This window comes from Acidovorax sp. KPB24-03, from assembly GCF_057546605.1.
On sequence record NZ_BAAJYR010000004.1, the window covers coordinates 18,806 to 38,654 of the forward strand.

Consider the following 19,849-nt stretch of genomic DNA (forward strand, 5'->3'; position numbering starts at 1 on the left):
CCTATGGCATGGCCAGGCGACGGACTTCGCCCTGGTGTTCCCACACCGCCGTGCGGTTTTCGATGGTCTCCAGCCGCCAGCCGGACTCGACGTCACCAGGCCGCAGCACACGGGCCTGCGACGGCGCGGAGGCGTTCTGCGGCAGGATGTTCAGGAAGCGTTCGCCGCCACGCACCTCGCTGCCGATGACCTGGAAAGGTGGCGCGGATGCCTTGGGCCGTGGAGGCGGTGCGCCAGGCGATGGGGGCGGTTGTATCGCCACGCGCGCGCTGGTGTTCAGGCGCTCTTCCAATTGTTCGATGCGGCTTTGCAGCGGTGACAGGTCCGGCGCAGGCGGGCGCTCTGCGATGGCCTGATCGACGTCTGCCAGCCGCTGTGCGATGGCGCTGCGCGCCTCCTCGAAATCGGCCTGCGTCAGTGCAGGTGGCTGCTGTTGGACGCTCTCGATCTGCTGCGCCAGTTCCGCCAGACGGTTTTCCAGGGAGGCGATCTGAGAGGCCCGTGGGCCGGCGCTGGTCCGCTCGGAAAGACGGGACAATGCAACGTGATCGATCACGGCGATCACGCTGGTGAGGACGAGCGCGGTGATGGCGGTGGCGCGCAGGAGCATCGAGCGGCTGGGCGGGCGCAGTGCAGGGAGTTTCATGACCGAGCCCCCTGCCGGGCCGTGGGGACCTTGGCCGACGTGCCGGTGCGGTCGGGTGTTTTCGATGCCTTCTCGCCAGCAGGCGCGGGCGGGGACCCGGCACGGGAAAAGCACACGCTGCGGGCAGCATCGTCCACCCGAAGTTCCCAGGTGGGACCCGCGAGTGTCAGCAGGGCGTCGCGCAGCAGCACAGGTCCCAGCCGGTAGTGCGCGGCCGGCAATGGCAGCGTGTCGAAAGCCGTGACCTCTCCCGCCTGGCACAGTCGATAGCCCGAGTGCAGCAGCACATGGCGCAGGCCATCCCCGACCGTGGCCTGGCGCGCATCGGGCACCGACACCTCGATCACCTGTTGCAGCAAGTCCTTCTGCGCGGATTCCGGGGCAAGCTCGACCAGCGTATAGCGTCCCTGGCGCACCACTGGCACGAAGCCGGGCGGTGGCTTGGGTGCTGGCGTTGCAGCGTGCGATGGGGACCGGGTGTTCAGCGGCGTGGCCGATGTGGCAGATGCAGCGGACGTGTTGGGTGGCGGTGCCTTGGCGCAGCCGCCGATCAGGGCCGCGGCGAGCCACAGGCCGCAGCCTGCGAAGAAACGTGGGGAGGGATGAATGGATCGCATGGTGGCGGTTCTCTGGAACATCGAACCCGCACGATTGCCCAACGGGCCGGGTGGATCAGCAAACAAAAGGCACCGGCCAGCACCCGGTTTGGCAGGGCGAGGGCGCGGTGCCCATAAAAAAAGCCGGCAGCCCCCGGAAGGGCTGCCGGCTTAGGAGCGGATCAAGCGGCAACGAGTTGCCTTGCCAGCGCGACCTCGATCGAGTCGCCGTCCTGGTTCAGCGCATCCAACCCGGATTCCGGCACGTCGCCTGACGTGCTTTGCGAAACCAGGATCTTCCTCGCCATCAATGCCAGGCAAGTCATTTGCGACGTGGCCGCATAGCCCAGGTAAATCACTTTCACCGGCAGGTCCTGGCCGATGCGCCAGGAGCGCCGCGCGGCCTGCTGCAGGGTGTACACGTTCCACCCCGACTGCATGAACACGATCGTGGGGAACTCCAGCAGATCAAGGCCCGTCTTGACCAGCTCGGCGTTGGTGAGAAGCACGTCGATGCCCCGGTCCAACTGCTCGGCGATCCAGTCCTCGCGCCGGGAGGTGTCCACGCTCGCGCGCAGCACCGCGACTTTCAGACCTTCCTGCTCCAGCAGCGACTTGAGCCGGGACGTGGTATCCCGCGTGCCGGTATAGACGGTATAGGCCAGCACCTTGCGATGGGCGGCTTTCTCTGCCTTGCAGATGTCGATCAGTTCGCGCTCTTTCGGCATGACCTGTCGGTCGCTGAACTGCGATGGCGTGCACGCGAGGGTTTCCCGCGTGCGTGGGTGCGTCACGACCTCGGAACGAAAGCATGTGTCCGGCCAGGCCAGCAGCACGTTGAGGACCACCCCCAGCAGCGTCGTGTCGCGTTTTCTCAGCGCCGCCTTCAGTTCGGCCGTCAAGCGGCCCGCGAGTTCGCGGTAAGCGCTTGCCTGGTCGGTCTGCATGGCGACCTCGCGGAACTCCTCCTCGTAGGGCGGCAGGACGTTGCCGCCGATGTCGCGCAACTTGAGGAACACCGTGAACGGCAGGACGCATCGCAGGATGCCCTTGGGTCCGAACCCCGGGGCCTTGACCGTGCGCACCGACACCTTGCTGCCGCGCGCCGTCTTGTGGGACGTGCCCGTGCTCTCGGAATAGATGTCCTTGAGCACGCCATGGTCCCGCATGAAGGCGAGGGCCGCAGATGCCATGCTGCCGGTCTTGGAGGGCCGGTAGCCGTCTTCGATCATGCGTGCGGGCAACGTCCGGAACAGCAGCGCGAACAGGTCGTCCGCGTAGCCGCCCATCAGCGTCCCGGTGAGAAGCAGGGCCTTGCGCGCCTTGGAGGCGAGCACGCCCATGGCCTGACCCTGGGCAGAGCCGGGCGACTTGTACTCATGGCCTTCGTCCACCACCAGAAGGTCGAAGAACCCTTGGGGAAGATAGCGCTTGATGAATTCCGAAGGCTGGTATCCGCCTTCGCCGAAACCGAACTCCATCGAGGCCATCGCGCGTTCCATGCGATGGGCCTGCCGGTCAGAAAACACCAACTGGCCTTTCTCGTCCATCAGGTTGATGAACTCGAACAGGTTGTCACCCAGCAGCGAGACCAGGAACGCCTCGCCGAACGTCTTCATCAGACGCTGCGCCGTGGCTTGCCCGATGGTCGGTATCCGCTTGAGGGCCTTGATGACGGCCGACGACTGGTCGGTGGCGGACAGCGATCGCGGTCGCATCAGCGTCCACAGCGCGGATGCGCAATGGCCGCACTTGCGGCGCGATTCCTCGGCCTGCAGTTCGGCCGTCGAGATGGGTTTGCCATCGAGGTCGGTGATGGCCGTCCCGCAATGGGGGCAGGCCCCCACCGGCCCATTGAGCGTGCGGCGTTGGACGAAGGAGGGCCTCCAGTGAAAGCCCATCCGCATCCTCACCCGCCCCAAGACGAAGAACTCCTGAGCCTGCGCCGGCACGCCGAGCTGCTCGCGCAATTTGAGCAGCTTGACCAGGGTATCGGGGCCGTTGAGCACCCACACCCTGGCACCGGGAACGGTTTCGAGGATTTCGCGGCGCCACTTATAGACCAGGTGGGGCGGCGACAGGACCAGGGTGCGGCGGCAGCCTTCGGCGTTCATGACCGCCGCGGTGGCGATGGCCATGAGCGTCTTGCCGGTGCCCATCTCCGCATTGATGATCGCGGCACGCTCGCCACGGTCCAGCAGCAGCTCGGTCACCGCGTGGACGACCTCGGCCTGTGCGGGAAAGGGAGCGCGTTTGAGGCGCGACAGCGCCATCTGCCGGGCGGGACGGGGTTGCCCCGCATAGACCGGCGGATTCGCGCGATTGAGGGAGTCCAGCAGCTCGTCGCCGAATTCGCCCACGAAGTCGGTGAGGCTGATGGTCAGAGGAGTCGATGGCGTTGCGAACAGGTCGTCCTGCGCGGTGCCATCGGTGAGGGTATCGGTGTCGAGATCGAGGGACATGGTGATGCTCCAAAAGAAAAAGGGCATGCACCGGCCCGCAGGGCGATGGACATGCCCGTTGGGGTGAGAAGGAAATCCGGCGGCTTGTCAGCCACCGAAATGATCAGTATTCGCTGGGCAGCAGCAGCGTGGTGACGCTGCGATCCCATTCGGTGATGATCCAGAGCGTCAGGATCGGTGACAGCTCATAGGATGAAAACAGGCGGTCCTGGCCCGTGCGCAGCGCGGTATCGTTGGATTGCCAGTCGCTGTCGCCGAGATCGCCCCAGTCGGCATTGAGATGCCGGCGAAGGCAAACCAGGGGATCGATGCGGCCCTGCTGGACCAGATCGTTCACGCCTTGGGTCATGACCAGTTGCCCGGCCTGAAACTGCGTGGAAGACAAGAGTGCGAGTGCCATGGTGGCTCCTTTCGAGAGGGCGGGGCCACGGCATCCCCGAAGGGGTGCGTGACCCCTTTGGGTGGTTGGGAAAGATGGAAAGACCGTCAGAGAAGCGGGTTCTCTTCGGGCAGCTGGATGACGGTGAGGCTGCGATCGCCATTGGTGACCACCACCAACGACAGTCGGCGTGTCACCGCATAGCGTGAAGTCAGAAGGCCGCCGGACTGGAATGCGGCGTCGTTGGCACGGCGCCCTTCATCGTCCAGTTCGCCCCAGTCGCCGCGCAGATGGCGGTGCAGGTAGCGATGCGGATCGACAAGTCCCTTGCTGTCGAGCCACTGCACCTTGTCGCTGAGCTTCAGGGTGCCGGTGGAAAACAGAGGGTGGGAAGGCTGCGCTGCGCGCATGCCGGTGAAAAGCCGCAGTGGCATGGTGAACTCCTTTCGGTGGGCAGGGATGAAGGCCGGACGAACGCCCTTTAGCGGGCGGATCGTTCCGGTGAACGAAGGCGGCGATGAGCCGCTTTGGGGAACAGGGAAGAACGTCAGCAGATGGTGAGCACCTCGCCCCTTGTCGGGGAGCCAGGTGTCATGTCCCATGCGCGGATGACGGGGACGAACTTGTCGGTGAGGATGCGTGTCTCGGCGATGGAGCCGTCGTCACGTTCGGTGTATTCCACGGCGGAGGTTTTCTCCTTGTGGGTATCGCCCTTCACCACCATGACCTTGCCGCTGGGTGAGCGCACGACGCCGGAGATGGCGCCTGCGGCCAGGGCCAGGGCCAGATGCCATTGGGACAAGGCGCGTGCTGGAGGCCGCAGCGATTGCTGCGATGCGCCCAGGTGCGTATCCAGAGACGGCCACAGCCCTTGCAGGCGATGGACCTCCCGCGCGAATTGCTCGGGCTCCACGGACACCCTGCAGAAATGTTCCGGCTCGGCTGTCGCCGATGGAACGGTGTATGGCAGGAAAGGCCATTCGAGGGGCAGTTCCTCCGCTGAGACATCGCCCGCGCCGATCTGCAGAAGCCGTTGGCGCGCGGGCCGGGCCGCATCGGCCAACAGATCGCGTTGGCGCACGCGGGTGCCGAAGATCACCACTTGCTTGTACTGCGTCTCCACCGCACGGTAGATGCGCAGCCCGGTGAAATGGCGTGTGAGCCAGCCCACCAGTTCGGCATCGAGCACATGGCTCGGAATGATGAACACCAGCACGCCGCCGTATTGGAGCAGCGGCAGGGACCGTTGATAGAACAGCTTTTCCAGCCGGGCGCGGCCCTGTCCCTGATAGCCGATGTCGCCATCGGCGCTCCTGGACAGATCCCCGTAGGGCGGATTGAGCCACAACAGCCCGAAGCTCTGCCGGCTCACCAGCGTATCCATGAGATCGCTGTGCAGGCAGTGATCGACGAGACCCCTGGCATGGCTGGCGCGCTCGCCATCGAACTCGACGGCATAGGCGGACACCTGGCTCCGGCCCAGGGCATGTGCGGCTTCGGCGATGGCGACGCCTTCGCCCGCACAGGGATCGATGATGCTCATTCGAGCGGGTGCCGGTGCCAGCGCCTTCAGCGCTCGCTCCAGCGTAGGTTCATCCGTCGGGAAATACCCGTTCTTGGCAAAATTCCGGGCGAGCCGGGGGAACATGAGCGCCATGGAAACCTCCTTTGGCAGATGGGGAACAGGCAGAGGGCGAGCGCGGTGCGCGGGCCGGGGAGGATGGGAGATTCAGGCGACACGCCGAAGCGCTTCGCCGCTGGCCAGCTCGTGGCGGGTGGCACCGAGGGTGCCGTTGCGGATCAGATCGCCCAGTCCCTTGGTGAGCGCCGGAACATCGATCGAGAGCCGGTAGCCCTCCAGCGGTCCGAGGGCCATGGGAAGGCGTGAGAGCATGGATTGCGCGAGCAGCATGTCCAGCACGGTGTCGCGCCAGTGGTCGAGCAGCGGCAAGGGGCAGGTGTCCTGCACCAGGGTCCACAGCCGTTGGAATGGCTGATCCGCATCCCGGCGCAGGAGCGCCAGGGCACTGGCGTTGGCCTTGTCGGGCTTCACGCAGCGCTGATCGAACAGCCACAGATTGACCATCGAGCCGAACAGCGTCCGCCGGAACACGCGCGTGGAGCGCTTGTCCAGGCGATCGACGTTGCCGACGAACACGGGAACGGACCCGTTTTCATCGGTCAGGATGTGGAATTGATCCAATCCGTCTTCATCGTGTCCCAGCGTGAGCCGGGCGATGAACTGCTGGATCGCGGTGTCGCGGGCCCACACGGACAGGAAGACGAGGTGGCCGCTTTCGTCCCCGACATAGCCATCGACCATGAGGTCGGGGCATTCGTCGATGCGCAAAAGCGATGAGGAAGAGGGGCGTTCGGGCATGGGTGGCGTCCTTTTGGAAAAGCGGGACAGCCACCGAACCCGTGGGGCAGGTGCTGTCCCAGGGGGTGGATGAATGCGGCGATCCGAAGCGGATGGCCGGGTGTGCGATCAGGTCTTGAGATGCCAGTCCTGCGACATCGGCTGGAACTGGTAGCCCAGGGCATCGAGGCGGTCGCGTTGCTGCCGCATGACACGGCGATCGACGGTCGCATCGAGCTTGACGATCGGGCCCAGAGGCCAGAGCGTTCCGAACAGTGCCGCATCGTCTTCCTCGGCGTTTGCGCCCGAGGACGGTGCATCCGCCGGCTCGCTGCCGAACGGCGTGGTGTCGATCAGCGGGTCCGGACGCTTGCGCGACTTCGGCGTGGCTGTCGCCTTCGGATCGGACTTCGGGGCCTGCGGCTCCTCGTCGATGGGATCGACCTCCTGGGGACCCAGTTGCTGGGCTTCGTCCCGGCTCAGCCGATCGATGTTGGAGACGGTCATCCCGCCCAGATAGGCGCGGATCTCGACGACCAGGCGACCGTTGGCGTAGTAGGTGGCGGGGCGGATCTCCACGAGCGTGAATTCGCCCTCGTACTTGCCTTCGTCGTATTGATCGAGTTCGGCGTTCTTCACGACGAACTCACCGATGGAAGTGGTAAGGCGCCCGACGTTGAAATCGCCGTTGCGCCCGTGGATGGTCTTGATGGCCAGCTGACCGGCAAGAAGGATCATGGAAGGCTCCTGATGAATGGGTCACCCGGCACCACGGCCCCGCAGGGGAACTGCGGTGCCAGAGGGGCGGATGGAATCCAGGCAAGGCCCCGGTGCGAGGGGTCTGGCCGTTCAGAAGGGGCGGTCCTCCTCCGTGGCGGGGGCCTGAGTTCCTGCGGCCTGATCCACCGAAGTGGAGGTTGTCGCAGGCGTTTCGGCTTGCGTCGTTTGAGGGGGCGCTTCTTCCCGAGCCGGCTCCGAGGGCGGTTGCGCGGTGTCCCGTCGGGAATCTTCGGTCTCGGCCTTGTACTTGAGGACCCCGTCGATCTTGATCCAACTGATGAACAGCAGACGGGCCTTGAGGCTGACGCAGGGCTTTCCTGCGTTCTCGCCACTCTTGATGTGGAAGATGTCGCTCCACAGGTCGCCCAGGCGGAATCCGACGAGCACTTTGCGTTTCGCCTTGACGGCGTCATCACAACGGCGAACCAGATGCTGGGCGTCCGATCCGACCACCTTGGTGTCGAAACGCACGTAGGAAATGTCATCGCCGGGGCCGCTGAGCGCCGCGATGTCGCAAGCGAGGAACGCCTCGGCATGCTTGGGTTTGACGTCGCGGATGCGATTGAGGTAGCCCAGGCCCGTGATGTGCAGGTCGAAATACGACTTCGGATTGGAATCGGTCATGGTGAATCTCCAGACTTGAGGACAGGATGGCAGAGACACGCCTGCCCCAAGGGGAGGTGTGATCCCCGTGTGGGTGGTGGGTGGCATCACCGCCGAAACCTTCGGCGGACGTTCGCGCTGGGATGCCGGTGCGAACTGGTGCGATCACACGGCCGAAGCCGTGTCGTAGCCTCAAAGACCATGGCTACCTGGGCATGTCGCTGACCGGGGTCAGCGGGACATGGGGCGATCGTGGCGTTGGCCGGTGCGCTCTGCCACTGGAAAGCGGCACTGGCACGGCTCCCGTTTCTTGGGCGCGTTTTGGCGGCGATGGGGTGGGGCAACTCCAAGCGATGTGCGGGCAACGCTGCATCGGGTTCGCAGCGCAAGAAAAAGCCCTCGGATGAGGGCTTGGGGATCATGGGGTGCAGGGGCGCTCGTCGGCGTCGGCCGTGATGGGCTGCAGCGTGATGTGCGTCGCCGTGGCCGACAAGGCCAGGTCGTCCTGGCTGTTGGCGATGCGCGCGAACACCGTGCTGTCCCTGTCGAAATATTCGGCGAAGTCGTCGCCGCCGAGTTCGGTGCGGGCCCGCTCCCACCACGCATCGAACGGGTCGAGGTCGGGATTGCAGCCGACCGCGAAAGCCAGCAGCTTTCGGTGGCCCTGCGGCGTTTGCTCGCCGTTCTCCGCCAGGAAGTACACACCGTGGTCCTTGACAAGGACGATACGGCATCGATGGGTTGCGGCCTCGGCCAGGATGGGGCGCAGGTCTTCACCTTTGAATCGCAGCATGGGGGTTGTCTCCAGGGGTTGAAAAGAAACCTCCCGCCGCGAGGGCGGGAAGTCGTTTTGGAGGCGGGAATACCGTCCGGTGGATCAATGCCGGGCCCGCTTGCGCGCACCGGGCAGGATGTCCACCTGGATGCGGCGCCAGGCACCGTCGTCGATCAGTCGCTCCAGCGTTTCTCCGAGCGTGTCGAAGAACACCGAGTCCACCCGCTGAACGATTTCTTCATCGCGGTGCAGCTCCACGGCATAGAGGTCATCGGCCCGCTCATAGAGCACCGTGACCCGGCCTTGGAACTTGGCGTTGTCCACGCTGAAACTGATCGCAGGCGGCGTTCGGATAATGTCGGCGGCCAGCGGATCGACCCAGCGGAAATCCCGGGCTCCGGCGTCCACCAGCAAATGCGTGATGCGCCGAAAGCCATCGGGCGCGGGAAGCGCTTCCATTTGATGCACCAGTTCCTGCAGTTGGGGGCAACGGGGTTGCGGGATCGGCAACTTGGCGGGTGCCAATCCGAGGACGTGGGTTTGCACGGTGTAGGGCATGCCGTCGGAAGTGAACTCGGTTCGCTCCTCGGGGGTGTCCGCGCGCAGGCCGTCGAACCGATGGCGTGCATAGGGCCGCACATGCACCTTGATGCCTTCATCCGGCACCTGTGTCACAAGGTGGCGATCCAGTACCGCGAACTCCGCTCGTCCTGTCTTGACGACGATGGCTTTGTCGGTCGTGGCGATCACCGTGCCTTCGAAGGGCTTGGGATCGATGGAAAAGCCCAGTCCAGACGTCTGTGGCTGGTCGTCATGGATGCGGAATTTGAAAGACCGGATGTTGCGAGGGACATGGCCTGCGACCAGGGAGGGCAGTTGAGCACGGATGGCTTGATGATCCATTGGGGAACTCCTTGAGGAAAACCAAGGGTCGCCCTCCCGCAAGGGAGGTGATCCCTTGTGGGTTGAGTGACATGGCGCGGAGCGCCTGGGGACGGTGACAACCCGTGCGGAAACCGCACCGCAGCCTTCAGGGTCTTGGCTGCCTGGGATGCTTGCCGGCAACGCCAGCGAACACGGTGGCAGCTTGGCCGAGGCCACGCGCTTTGGCCCGCCTCAATGCGATCGGAGTTCTGCCCCCAAACACCGCGCCTGGCCTGCCAGCGCGGTGGTCCCGGTCACATCATTGGCGGTCCAGATGCCGGCGTCGGGTTCGCGCCCATGGAAGGGCCAGCGTCGCCCAGGCCCCGTAAAGCGTTGCGGTGGCTCCGATGCACAGCCATTGATCCCATGGCGAGGGCACCGCCAGGCTCAGCAGGTAAGCGGCCAGCAGCAGGGCGCCTGCGGCCCCGATCCAACGCCAGCGGGGCCGGATCATGCCGACGACTGCGAGTTCGCCGAGGCTGGCGTTCGTGAAGTCTTCCCGCGTGGCCTGCGCATGGAGCCGCTGGCGCAGCAGGTCCAGGTCGATCGGTTGATGGTTGTTATCAGGTCGAAGCCGAAGCATCGCCCGTGCGGCGGCGTCCGGTGCGGGCAGATCGGCAGGCCATGCCGCTGGTTGCGCGACCCCGTAGGCGACCAGCAGGCGCTCGGTGAGGTGGGCCAGCGGCAGGGCCTGTGCCCACCGCCGGTCCAGTACGCACCAATGTTCGATCCGATCAACGACCCGCAAGCGGTAGAGCGCCAGCCTGTGGGCATCGGGGTAGTCCAGCGGGGTGATTCTGGCGGGCATGTCGGTGGCACCGCGCGAGCGCAGGAATTGGACCCGGTTCTTGCCTTCATGGGCAAAGAACAATCCCAGCGGCACCACCGCGAAGACGATGGCGAGGTCGGGGTCGCCATCGTGGGAGCGTGCATCGTCCAGCAGATGGCGTGTCAGCTCTTCAGCCGATGGATTGGCTTTATAGGGTTCGCGCCAGCGCCAGGATTCCCCCAGCAGCCGGTCGATCGGAACCCGTGCGCGTTCGCGGTCCTCAGCTTTTGTGTGGTCCAGGAACGGCACGACCGCGTGGACGAACCCCGATACGCTGATGGCCGACGCCGCCGCGTTGGCCAGTTGCGCGGGAAGCAAGGGCGACAGGACCGGCGAGCGGAGGGCGGCATCCAGATCGTCCTTGGCCGAGACCAGCGAGCGAACCGCCTGGTGCAGTGGGGTGTCGTCACGCTGCAAGCGTTGTGCCGGTGGGTAGGGCTGGGACATGGGGCGGGATCGGGCTGTTTTCTTGAAGGGACGGGATGCATCAAGGCGGGGAGCCGGCAGTATGGCGATCCCGATGGCAATCGCAACGCTCCGCCAAAAAAAAGCCCCGTGAGGGGCTTGGGAAGGTGTCAGGTGTCGTGGACGGCGAGGCCATCGAGGCGGCGCGCATCGGCGTCGAAGACCAGCATGCGCACATCGGCCTGACCGGCAAGATGGAGTACGTCCGCCAGCGAGGGGGGCATGCCTTGTGCGATGTGTTCCTGCCGCAGTTGGTGCGCGCTCAGGCCGAAAATGGAATGCAGGTTGGCATCGGTCCATGGGGTGGCGATCAGTTTGATCCCGATCGCCGGGCTGCCGGGAATGCGAAATGCTGCGATGATCGAATCGCGGGACTCGCGGGAGTCCGCGAGCGCTTCGAGATGCCGGTAGGCCGCCTCGCTGAGGTGCGCGCAGCTGATTTCCCAGCACCGGCTGTACAAGCCGGTCTCGAACGTCAGGCGCCGCATCACCTCGCGCGCCGCTTCCAAAGAGTAGGCATCGCCCACGTGAACGGGTTGGCCGAAGTCGTCGCCGACGACCGAATAGGTCACGAAACGCACGATGCCTTCCAGTGCGGGCCATGCCCGCTCCACGTCGGTCGTGTTGCCCTGCAAGACGATGGCGAAATCGCGGCCCACACGACAGCGGGATTGAATGACCTGCTCATCGGTCAGATGCACCTGGCTGGGATGAAGGGGTCTCCAAAGGGGAGGATGGTCATCGCTGCAAGTAATGCACAGGATGCGGCTGACGCGCAGGTTCTGGTAACCGCGCAGGAAGGGATTGTCTTGGGGGGCCATGGTTGCTCCTTTTGAAGAAAAAAGACGAGGACACGGCCCCATCCGGGACGCGTGTCCCGAAGGGATGAAGATGAAAGGAAGGATGGCGGCGCGGTGGCTCACCAGCCGGAGTAGTTCAGCGCCAGGTCGGTGATGACCTTGCGCCGCTCCAGATCGAGGCCGCCCAGGTCGGCAAAGCCCAGAAAGCCGGAGCGCTTGAGCATCGCACCGCCCTCACGGGCGTTGAAGAAGCTCACCATCGCGGAGAGGAAAATCTTCTCGCCGCCGCTGAGGACGCCAAGGGCGTCGTTGACCACCAACAACCGGGGCTTCAAGTCCCATTTGCTGTGAGCGCGCAACCATCCTTCATGGGTGCCATCGCCGAACCATTCTGTGCCCGCGATCTGTGCGCCACGCTTCCAGGCCCGAAAAAATGCCTCGGGAGCCTGGATGAAGTGGGCATCCTCCAGTGAGATGTAATCGGTGGCATCGGTAGCCAGTGGCAAGGACATCGAAATTCTCCTGTGGTCGGGGAAGGTTCATTGATGGGTGCGCTGTTGCCAGCGGCCCGACTTGAGGGCCGCCGTGGCCGCGTCGTAGGACCGGAAGTACCCGGACGACTCTATGGACACGTTGCCGTCCGCATCGCCCGTGCCGATGTAGTGGCCGGCGGCGCTGTGGCGCACCTCCAGTGGGAGGCGCTTGTTCACATAGGTCAAAGCCAGATACCCGATGGACTGGGCTTTGGCCTGGGCGATGCTCAAGGTCTGGTCGAGCAATGCTTGGGACATGGGTTTCTCCTTGAAAGAGCGGAAAGCGCCACGTCCCTGCGGGCGTGAAACTTCCGCGGGGGGTGGAACAAAGCATCTGCGCCGGGGCGGCGCTCGTCCGCAGGACGATGCGGGGCGGACTGGAGGGTCTGGGTGGCAGAGCCACCGAGCAGCCTTGAAGATTCGAACTGCCTGGGCATGGCACCGACGACGGTCGGCAACGCATGCGGCAATGTGCGGCGGGGCGCATCGAATCGCGACGGGCAATGGGAAACGGCGGCACACCGTTTTCTGGCGTGGTGCCGGGGTGCATCACGCGAGCCCTTCGGTGCCCCCGGTTCATGGGCTGATTTCCCGGTTCGCCAAAAAACCAGGTCGAAAAAAAGCCCCGCGATGGCGGGGCTAAGGGGGGGAGGGATATTGGGTGTGTCGAGGGCTTAGGCGAACCGCAGGCGCAGGATGGGAGGGTGCTCCCGGTGTTCCGCTTGCCAAAGATCGTAGGCCGCCTGTTCGGCCAGATACTGGCGTGCGCTGCCGAGGCCGGCGAGTTCGAGGCGGTGGGCCAGGTCGGCGGAAATCGCCGCGTGCCCGTTCAGGACCGTGGACAGTTGGCCGCGCGAGTAGCCGATGTGCCGGGCCAGCGCCGAAACGCTCATTTTGATGGCCGGCATCACGTCTTCGCGCAGGGCTTCTCCCGGATGGGGAGGGTTGTGCATGGGCATCAGGGCCTCCTAGTGATAATCAAGATAATCGACGAGCTCCACATCGGAGTCGATGAAACGGAAAACGACGCGCCAGTTGCCCGACACGTTGACCGCCCAGAAGCCGTTGAGCCTCCCTTTCAAGGGATGCAGCCGGTTGCCGGGGCGATCCATATCGTTGGGAGCGCGAGCGACTTCCAGGGAGGCGAGCAGGCGTTGCAGGCGTTGGACGTGATCGGCGCGAACACCGGACGCATCACCACGCTGGTACAAGATCCGCAGTCCCTTGTGCTGGAAACTCCGGATCATGATGCACGGAGTGTAAGGCTTGGCCTTACGGTTTTCAAGTGCGAAAAGATCGAACGCATGGAAATCTCCTGTTCATGAAAACGGGCCCGCAAGGGGCCTGGCAGATGAAAAGCATCGACACCTGAGAGGTGTTCGTCCGCGGAGGCGATGCGAGAGCGGACAGGTTCGGTCGGAGCGTGGAAACCGCGGCGCAGTCTGGGAGACCGGAACTGCTGGCATGGGCTGAAAGCATCAGCGACACATGGGTGCAGCATGGGCATGCGGCGCGTCCCCGTCCCACTGGAATGCGAACAGGGTCCGTACCCGTTTCAGGCAAGAAGAACGCCCCCGAAGGGGCGTTGTGAAAAAAGGCCGGATCAGGCGTCGATCGCCTGCAGCCGTCCATCGGGACCGAACCGCAGATGCACCGTTGCTCCGGCCAAGCCAGGATTGGGTTGGTATCGCAGCGATGGCGGTAGTACGGCGTTGACGATCCGGGCGGGGCCTTGTGTGCTGCCTGCCGCGATGAACGCGAGAATGGTCTGCGCGTCGGTTGCTTCGGCCGCTTCGTCGTGGTGCCCATCGAAAACATAGTCGGACACCAGTCGGGTGACCGGGCCGGCCTGTTCCGTCAGGACCAGCTTGCCGTCCTTGCGCACGGCGTTGACCGCATACGGCTCGGGCTCGCCGTTGAGGCGGACATTCAGCGCACGGACCAGCACCAGCTCGATCTCGTCCTCGTAGAGCGTGGCCTGGATGTCTTCGTGCAGGACCGCGTCCTGATAGACCCGAACCTGCTCGGAGGAGATCGACCTGATCCGCTGGAACAACCAGTGCCCCGCATCGAGGCGGCGTTCTTCCAGCAAAAAGACCTCCACGGGCGCAGACATAGACTTCGGCGGCGTGGTCCTCGTCGCCCTCGGGATGAATGCGCCAGACGCCTTCCGTGTCCAGACTGTCCAGGTGCGCAAGACCGCTGAGGTGCTTGCTCTGCCCGAAGCGTTGGTAGCCCGGCGGATGGGCGTCCCAGTCACGAAACCATGCCCGAGGGGCAAAGGGAACGTCATTGAGAAGATCGGCATGGGACGAGGCCAGACACGCCTCCCAATGCAGGACGACGAACTCGCTTTCGGAAAGCCGCTTCTTGGCTTCGATCAGCGCCGCCCGATAGGCCGGGTCGATCGTTGCCTGGATGCACCCATGGTCGTTTCCTTCACCGCAAGGGTGCCACGGATCGGGAGGACGGATGGTCGATCCATCGTGCAAAAGCACGGCCTGGTAGCGAGGGGTGGACGGCGCAGGGCCGATGGGCAAGCCGTTGCGAAAGCACTGCCATTCGTGCGGCGGGGCGTCCAGATCGAGAAGCACACGGCCGATCGGCGTTTCACGCCAGGCCAGCGATGGATGGGCCAGAGGCCGTGGTATCTCCACGCCGTTGAAGATCACGCGAACCGGAAACGCCTGGCACAAATGCCTCAGATGAGACCGCACCCATTGCGGCAGATCCATGTCCGGGCGGGGAGACTCCACCCCATCGAGGCGAAACTCGTTGCCGATCCGGGGAGCGGCGGCATGAACGGCAATCGGTTCGCCCCGGATGATGGCGTCCGTCGGCGTGCTGAACCCTTGCTGGCCGCAATGGACCGACAAATGCGTGGCGAAATACAGCGCGGACAACACGCCCGTGAGGGAAGCATTGCTGCGTTCCCGCACTTCGCGTTCGCCGATGGGATCGGGCAGATCGAGCAGCGCTTGCATGTCTTCGATGCTTTTGCCGTCGTCGCAGAGGGTGATCGAGGCGTTGTCGGCCACGATGCGGATGAGGCCGGCACCCGCGCTCCGCGCGGTCTGGAGCAAAGCGCCGAGGTCCGATGCCTGATGGAGTTGCTGGCGCAGGGCCGCGATGAGGAAATCCTGATGGTTGTGAAGACGAATGGTGCCCATGGGGCCTCCTGATGGTGGGTGCGCAGCGACGGCGCAGGGATGGGTGGGGTTGCGCAGCGCGCGGGGCGGTGACCGAACAGGTCGCGCGCCCGGCATGGCTTTGGTAAGCAGGCGCTGCGCGAGGACGAAATGCATCGACGCCGAAAGGGCGTGCGTCCGCGGTCGTGATGCGGTGCGGACTGGATGGGTTCCGTGGAAAATCCACGTCGCAGCCTTGAGAACCCGGGCTGCTGGCATGTCGCTGAGGTCATCAGCCGACGCGCGCCGGCACCTTGGCCATCGCCGCCCCTGCCGTCATTCGACAAACGGTGCCAGTAGGCAGCCCTTTAGATTGGCAAGGCTTCGTGGAGTCGCTGGCCCAGCCATGCCATGCAGGGCACGGCCATGGAGTTCCCGATGGCCTTGTAGCGCGGTGCATCCGCAGCCGGTTTGCCCCGGTACGGCACCAGCGTGTAGTCGTCGGGCAGCCCCTGCAGCCGCTCGCACTCGATCGGCATGAGGCGGCGCACGCGCCATGACGACCAGTCCAGCCAGCCACCTTCGGGCGGCTCCAGCGTGCACTGGAAATACGCCTCGATGTTCGGCATCACGACGTGGCCGAGGTCGCCTCCACCGCGGCTGGAGCGCAAGGTCGGAAACAGGTCACTCCCCAAGTCGGCGATGGCACCCGCCGTGTGTCCGGCTGGAATCGTGATGCTGGCGATCACGGGCCGGCCCTGGCCCGGAACGCCGCCGCCGGTCGAGAGCGTGCCCGCGATCTGGCCATGTCCCGATTCCAGCCGCACCTCGCTGCGGCTGTTTTGCGCAAACGCCAGGGCTTGCGGCGCACAGGCGACCACGATGGGAACGCCTTTGCCCGTTCCGTCTTCGCCGCAGCCCTTGCCCCGGTTGGCCGTATCGAGCGTGTGGCTGATGCTGCCGGCCACGGATTGCGCCGCGAAGGTTTCCACCTCGAAATCGCATTTGTGGCCGCGGGCGGTCAGGCATGCCGCCTTGTCGATCGTGCCCCGCAGATGTCCGCCACCGAAGCAGACGGTCACCGATACCTTGCCATAGGCGCTGTTCAGTTCGTGGTCGAATCGGCCTGCGCCTTCAGCACCCATTTCAGCAGCGGTGGCAGATTCTTGCCGCGCCGGTCTGCCCGGCGAAGGATGCCCAGGCAGGCCACCGGACTCAAAAAGTACCGCGGCGGGATCGAACCCGGTACGACCACTTGCGACAAGAAACACGCGCTTGCGGCGTTGGGCCACGCCGAAATATTGTGCGTCGAGCACCCGCCACACGATGCGGCGGCGGGGTCCAGACACACAACCTGCGTGCGTCCATCGGCCCCCTGCCGGCTGCAGCGGGCAGCTCTCGCCGGCCAAGGCGCCCAGAAGGCATCCGAAGGCATTGGAACGGTCGGACAGGACGCCGGGGACGTTTTCCCAGACGATGACCGCGGGTTGCCGGCGTTGCGCCTGGCGGGCTTGGTCGATGGCATTGGCGAGCTCCGTGTATTTGAGGGTGAGGGCGCCGCGCGGGTCCGCGAGGCCTTGGCGTGATCCTGCGATGCTGAATGCCTGGCATGGCGTGCCGCCGACGAGGATGTCGGGGGCCGCAACGGTGCCCGCCAGCACCCGGGCGGCGATCTGCGCCATGTCCCCGAGGTTGGGAACGCCAGGGTGCCGGTGCGCCAGAACGGCCATCGGGAACGGATCGATCTCCGAGAACCAGGCGGGGTGCCAGCCGAGCGGTTGCCATGCGAGGCTTGCCGCCTCGATGCCGCTGCACACGCTGCCGTATTCGATGGGGGGATGTGTCATGGGGTGGTCTCCTTGAGTGGGCACAGCGATTGCGCCGCTGGTACGGCGGTCCCGTGCACTGCTTGCGGTCGGGATCGAGGCGACAGAGGTGCCGCGGGCAGGGCGCCCGCGGCGAGAGAACAAGAAGCCACCCGTGGGCTGCTGCAGGGCGTGGCCATCGGTAGAGCCTGCCGTTGCCTCAGCGATCGCACCCGACCCGTTTCGTGGCTGGGGTCGGAACCGTTCGGCGCACATCCGCGCACAAAGGGAGCCCGTTTTTTTTCGCCGGCGGGCACCGGCATCGAACACCGTCGATCCCGAAGGGTCTCCTGGCACCTCATGCGCGAGGTGCCAGGAGACCCTTCGGGTGCAACGTAGAGAAAGCGGAACAGAGGTCCGCGGGGAGCGGGGTCGATAAAGACGCCTTCCTCTCACCCGGCCACACGAACGGCCGGGGAGGCACATGCCATTGCAGAAGGCGAGGGCATGTTTGGTGTGCCCCGCCAGTGATGCGGGGCCACGCCCAACGGCCGCAGGGAACGCGGGCCGGGGCACGACGTGACTGGTTCAGGACGCTTTGGAACGGGGCCCGCGCTGGCGCGGGGCAGAGGGCTTGCCGCCGGGCGAACCCAGCGCTGCCGTGCCTTTGCATTCGGGATACCGGCTGCAGGACCAGAATGCACCGGACTTGCCGTTGCGTTGCCGCGTGGGACTGCCGCAGAGAGGACAGGCGGGACCTTGGGGTACGGGGAGGGACAGGCTCGCGCTGCGGTACTGCTCCACCAGTTGCGCCACCCAGGCCGATTGCCGGTCGATGAAGGCGTCCAGGGTCAGTTGCCCCGTCTCGATCATGTCCAGCGCCTGCTCCCAGACCGCGGTGGTGCCGGGATCGGCGATGGCCGAGGGCACGGCATCGATCAGTGTGAAAGCAGCATCGGATGCGCGGATGGAACGGCCCTTCTTGAGGAGATAGTTTCGGCCGAGCAGGCCGTTGATGATGCTGGCACGGGTTGCTTCGGTGCCGATTCCCGTGGTCTCTTTCAGCTTCTGCCTGAGGCGCGGATCGGTCACCAGCTTGGCAACCCCTTTCATCGCCTTGACCAGTTCGCCCTGCGTGTAGGGCTTGGGAGGCAGCGTCTTGAGCGCCTTCACATCGACCTGTTCGATGCTGCAACGGCTTGCCTGCGCGAGCGGTGGCAAGACCTGGCTGCGCGGTCCCTGTGAATCGTCCGCGTCCTCGGCCCCGTTCGCCGCATGGCCGGGCAGCGCGATCCGCCAGCCGGGAACGACGATCTGTTTGCCGGTCGCCTGCAAGGATTGGCTGCCTGCGGACAACCGGGCGGTCGTCCTGTCGAATTCGTGGTGGGGCAGGAACTGCGCCAGGAAATGGGAGCGGATCAGGCCATAGACCGCGCGTTCCTTGTCCGACATGGCGGCAAGTTTCGCTGGCTCCAACGTGGGAATGATGCCGTGGTGGGCCGTGACCTTGCTGTCGTTCCATGCGCGTGAGCGCTGGGTGCGGTCGAGGCGTTCGATCAATGGCCGCAGGCCGGGATCGGTCGCCAGCACCGCGTCGAGTACCGCCGGAACTTCCGGGAGCATGCTCTCTGGAAGGTAGCCGGAATCGGAGCGGGGATAGGTGGTGGCCTTGTGCGTTTCGTACAGAGCCTGTGCGATGTCCAGCGTGTCCTGCACGTCCAGGCCCAACTGGCGCGAGCAGACCTCCTGAAGTGTTCCCAGGTCGAACGGCAGCGGTGGCGCTTCGCTCACTCGCTCGGTCTCCAGCGAGACCACCAGCGCCCCACGGTCCTGCCGGATGCGGTCGGCGGCTTCCCTGGCCAAGGATGGCCGCAGGCACCGTCCCGCAGCATCGGTACTGCCATCGGGCGGCACCCAGTGCGCGGCGAACGACTGGCCGGCATGCGACAGTTGGACTTCGACGGCCCAGTAGGGCACGGAAACGAAACCCGCGATCTCGCGATCCCGGTCCACCACCAGGCGCAACGTCGGCGTTTGAACGCGGCCGACCGACAGCACGCCCTGGTAGCCGGCTTGTTGGCCGAGCAGGGTGAACAGGCGGCTCAAATTCATTCCGATCAGCCAGTCCGCACGCGATCGCGCCAGGGCCGCATGGTACAGCGGCAGCGTTTCGCCAGAGGGCTTGAGCGCGCCCAGTGCCTTGCGGATGGATGCGTCATTCAGGGCCGACAGCCACAGCCTCTGGATGGGACCCCGGTAGCCGCACAGATCGATGATTTCGCGAGCGATCATCTCGCCCTCCCGGTCGGCGTCCGTGGCAATGACCAGATCGGTGGCCCGAGCGATCAATTGCTGGACCGCCTTGTATTGCTTGGCCGTGGAGGCCTTGACCTCGCTGCGCCAGCGCGTTGGAACGATCGGAAGTTGCTCGATGGACCAGCGTTTGTACTGATCGCCGTAGGCTTCGGGCGGTGCTGCCTCCAGCAGATGGCCGATGCACCAGGTCACGGTGTCGCGGGGACCGATGTAGCAGCCATCGCCGCGCCGGGTGGCACCCAGTACCCGGGCAATGTCCTTGGCCTGCGAGTGCTTTTCGCAAAGATACAAAGCCATGGAGCCTCCCCGGAAATGGCGTGGCGTTCGTTGAATAGGACACCAGCATGTCCACACTGGCTGCCGTTGACAGCAAAGAAGCGGAAGCCGATAGCGCCCCGCTTGTTGGGCGGCTGCGGCAGGGGGAGCGGGTTGGGTTCGCCGATGGTCGG

The 19,849-nt window shown here is 65.2% G+C and carries 21 protein-coding genes; 1 reads left to right on the plus strand and 20 read right to left on the minus strand.

The genetic code is table 11. The features are described from left to right. Position 1 precedes the first annotated feature (1 nt). From AC27KI_RS01490 to AC27KI_RS01575, 18 genes are all read right to left on the minus strand, one after another. Positions 2–646: a hypothetical protein gene (locus AC27KI_RS01490; RefSeq protein ID WP_487087720.1), complete on the minus strand. Its 645-nt coding sequence runs from the start codon at positions 644–646 to the stop codon at positions 2–4. After that, positions 643–1,263 (minus strand): PFGI-1 class ICE element type IV pilus protein PilL2, encoded by a 621-nt coding sequence (pilL2, locus tag AC27KI_RS01495; protein WP_487087718.1) that lies wholly within the window; start codon positions 1,261–1,263, stop codon positions 643–645. The genes AC27KI_RS01490 and pilL2 overlap by 4 nt, the downstream gene beginning before the upstream one ends. A gap of 161 nt (positions 1,264–1,424) precedes the next feature. Then, the gene (locus AC27KI_RS01500) at positions 1,425–3,704 is read right to left on the minus strand and encodes a DEAD/DEAH box helicase family protein (protein ID WP_487087716.1); all 2,280 of its coding nucleotides are present in this window, start codon (positions 3,702–3,704) and stop codon (positions 1,425–1,427) included. Positions 3,705–3,807: 103 nt separating this feature from the next. Continuing rightward, positions 3,808–4,104 carry a hypothetical protein gene (locus AC27KI_RS01505; protein WP_487087714.1) on the minus strand — a complete coding sequence of 99 codons (297 nt, stop codon included), beginning with the start codon at positions 4,102–4,104 and terminating at the stop codon, positions 3,808–3,810. An 86-nt stretch (positions 4,105–4,190) separates the two neighbouring features. After that, the gene (locus tag AC27KI_RS01510) at positions 4,191–4,517 is read right to left on the minus strand and encodes a methyltransferase (RefSeq protein ID WP_487087712.1); all 327 of its coding nucleotides are present in this window, start codon (positions 4,515–4,517) and stop codon (positions 4,191–4,193) included. 113 nt (positions 4,518–4,630) lie between these two features. After that, positions 4,631–5,758 (minus strand): DUF6094 domain-containing protein, encoded by a 1,128-nt coding sequence (locus tag AC27KI_RS01515; RefSeq protein WP_487087780.1) that lies wholly within the window; start codon positions 5,756–5,758, stop codon positions 4,631–4,633. A 54-nt stretch (positions 5,759–5,812) separates the two neighbouring features. Next, positions 5,813–6,463, minus strand: coding sequence for a hypothetical protein (locus AC27KI_RS01520; protein ID WP_487087710.1), 651 nt, complete (start codon positions 6,461–6,463; stop codon positions 5,813–5,815). A 108-nt stretch (positions 6,464–6,571) separates the two neighbouring features. Beyond that, positions 6,572–7,180, minus strand: a complete 609-nt coding sequence (locus tag AC27KI_RS01525) for a DUF3275 family protein (protein ID WP_487087708.1) — start codon at positions 7,178–7,180, stop codon at positions 6,572–6,574. A 111-nt stretch (positions 7,181–7,291) separates the two neighbouring features. Continuing rightward, positions 7,292–7,846: an STY4534 family ICE replication protein gene (locus AC27KI_RS01530; RefSeq protein WP_487087706.1), complete on the minus strand. Its 555-nt coding sequence runs from the start codon at positions 7,844–7,846 to the stop codon at positions 7,292–7,294. Positions 7,847–8,243: 397 nt separating this feature from the next. Further along, the gene (locus tag AC27KI_RS01535; protein WP_487087704.1) at positions 8,244–8,618 is read right to left on the minus strand and encodes a DUF3085 domain-containing protein; all 375 of its coding nucleotides are present in this window, start codon (positions 8,616–8,618) and stop codon (positions 8,244–8,246) included. A gap of 84 nt (positions 8,619–8,702) precedes the next feature. Beyond that, positions 8,703–9,503, minus strand: coding sequence for a GTPase (locus tag AC27KI_RS01540; RefSeq protein ID WP_487087702.1), 801 nt, complete (start codon positions 9,501–9,503; stop codon positions 8,703–8,705). A 280-nt stretch (positions 9,504–9,783) separates the two neighbouring features. Next, positions 9,784–10,800, minus strand: a complete 1,017-nt coding sequence (locus tag AC27KI_RS01545) for a hypothetical protein (RefSeq protein WP_487087700.1) — start codon at positions 10,798–10,800, stop codon at positions 9,784–9,786. Between the two features lie 128 nt (positions 10,801–10,928). Next, entirely contained in the window at positions 10,929–11,639 is a 711-nt protein-coding gene (locus tag AC27KI_RS01550) for a DUF5983 family protein (RefSeq protein ID WP_487087698.1), read from the minus strand. 98 nt (positions 11,640–11,737) lie between these two features. Further along, complete coding sequence (locus AC27KI_RS01555) at positions 11,738–12,130, minus strand: hypothetical protein (RefSeq protein WP_487087696.1); 393 nt, start codon at positions 12,128–12,130, stop codon at positions 11,738–11,740. 27 nt (positions 12,131–12,157) lie between these two features. Then, on the minus strand, positions 12,158–12,409 hold the full coding sequence (locus AC27KI_RS01560; protein ID WP_487087694.1) for a hypothetical protein: 252 nt from the start codon (positions 12,407–12,409) through the stop codon (positions 12,158–12,160). 416 nt (positions 12,410–12,825) lie between these two features. Continuing rightward, positions 12,826–13,110, minus strand: coding sequence for a HigA family addiction module antitoxin (locus tag AC27KI_RS01565; protein ID WP_272548379.1), 285 nt, complete (start codon positions 13,108–13,110; stop codon positions 12,826–12,828). Positions 13,111–13,119: 9 nt separating this feature from the next. Then, positions 13,120–13,398 (minus strand): type II toxin-antitoxin system RelE/ParE family toxin, encoded by a 279-nt coding sequence (locus AC27KI_RS01570; RefSeq protein WP_272548378.1) that lies wholly within the window; start codon positions 13,396–13,398, stop codon positions 13,120–13,122. A gap of 356 nt (positions 13,399–13,754) precedes the next feature. Beyond that, the gene (locus tag AC27KI_RS01575) at positions 13,755–14,267 is read right to left on the minus strand and encodes a hypothetical protein (protein WP_487112254.1); all 513 of its coding nucleotides are present in this window, start codon (positions 14,265–14,267) and stop codon (positions 13,755–13,757) included. 217 nt (positions 14,268–14,484) lie between these two features. Between AC27KI_RS01575 and AC27KI_RS01580 the strand changes: the two genes are divergently transcribed. Further along, the gene (locus tag AC27KI_RS01580) at positions 14,485–15,333 is read left to right on the plus strand and encodes a hypothetical protein (protein ID WP_487112256.1); all 849 of its coding nucleotides are present in this window, start codon (positions 14,485–14,487) and stop codon (positions 15,331–15,333) included. Between the two features lie 314 nt (positions 15,334–15,647). Here AC27KI_RS01580 and AC27KI_RS01585 read toward each other — a convergent pair whose 3' ends face one another. Further along, positions 15,648–17,414, minus strand: coding sequence for a DNA cytosine methyltransferase (locus tag AC27KI_RS01585; protein ID WP_487112258.1), 1,767 nt, complete (start codon positions 17,412–17,414; stop codon positions 15,648–15,650). A gap of 258 nt (positions 17,415–17,672) precedes the next feature. Further along, the gene (locus AC27KI_RS01590) at positions 17,673–19,697 is read right to left on the minus strand and encodes a DNA topoisomerase III (protein ID WP_487087687.1); all 2,025 of its coding nucleotides are present in this window, start codon (positions 19,695–19,697) and stop codon (positions 17,673–17,675) included. Positions 19,698–19,849 lie beyond the last annotated feature (152 nt).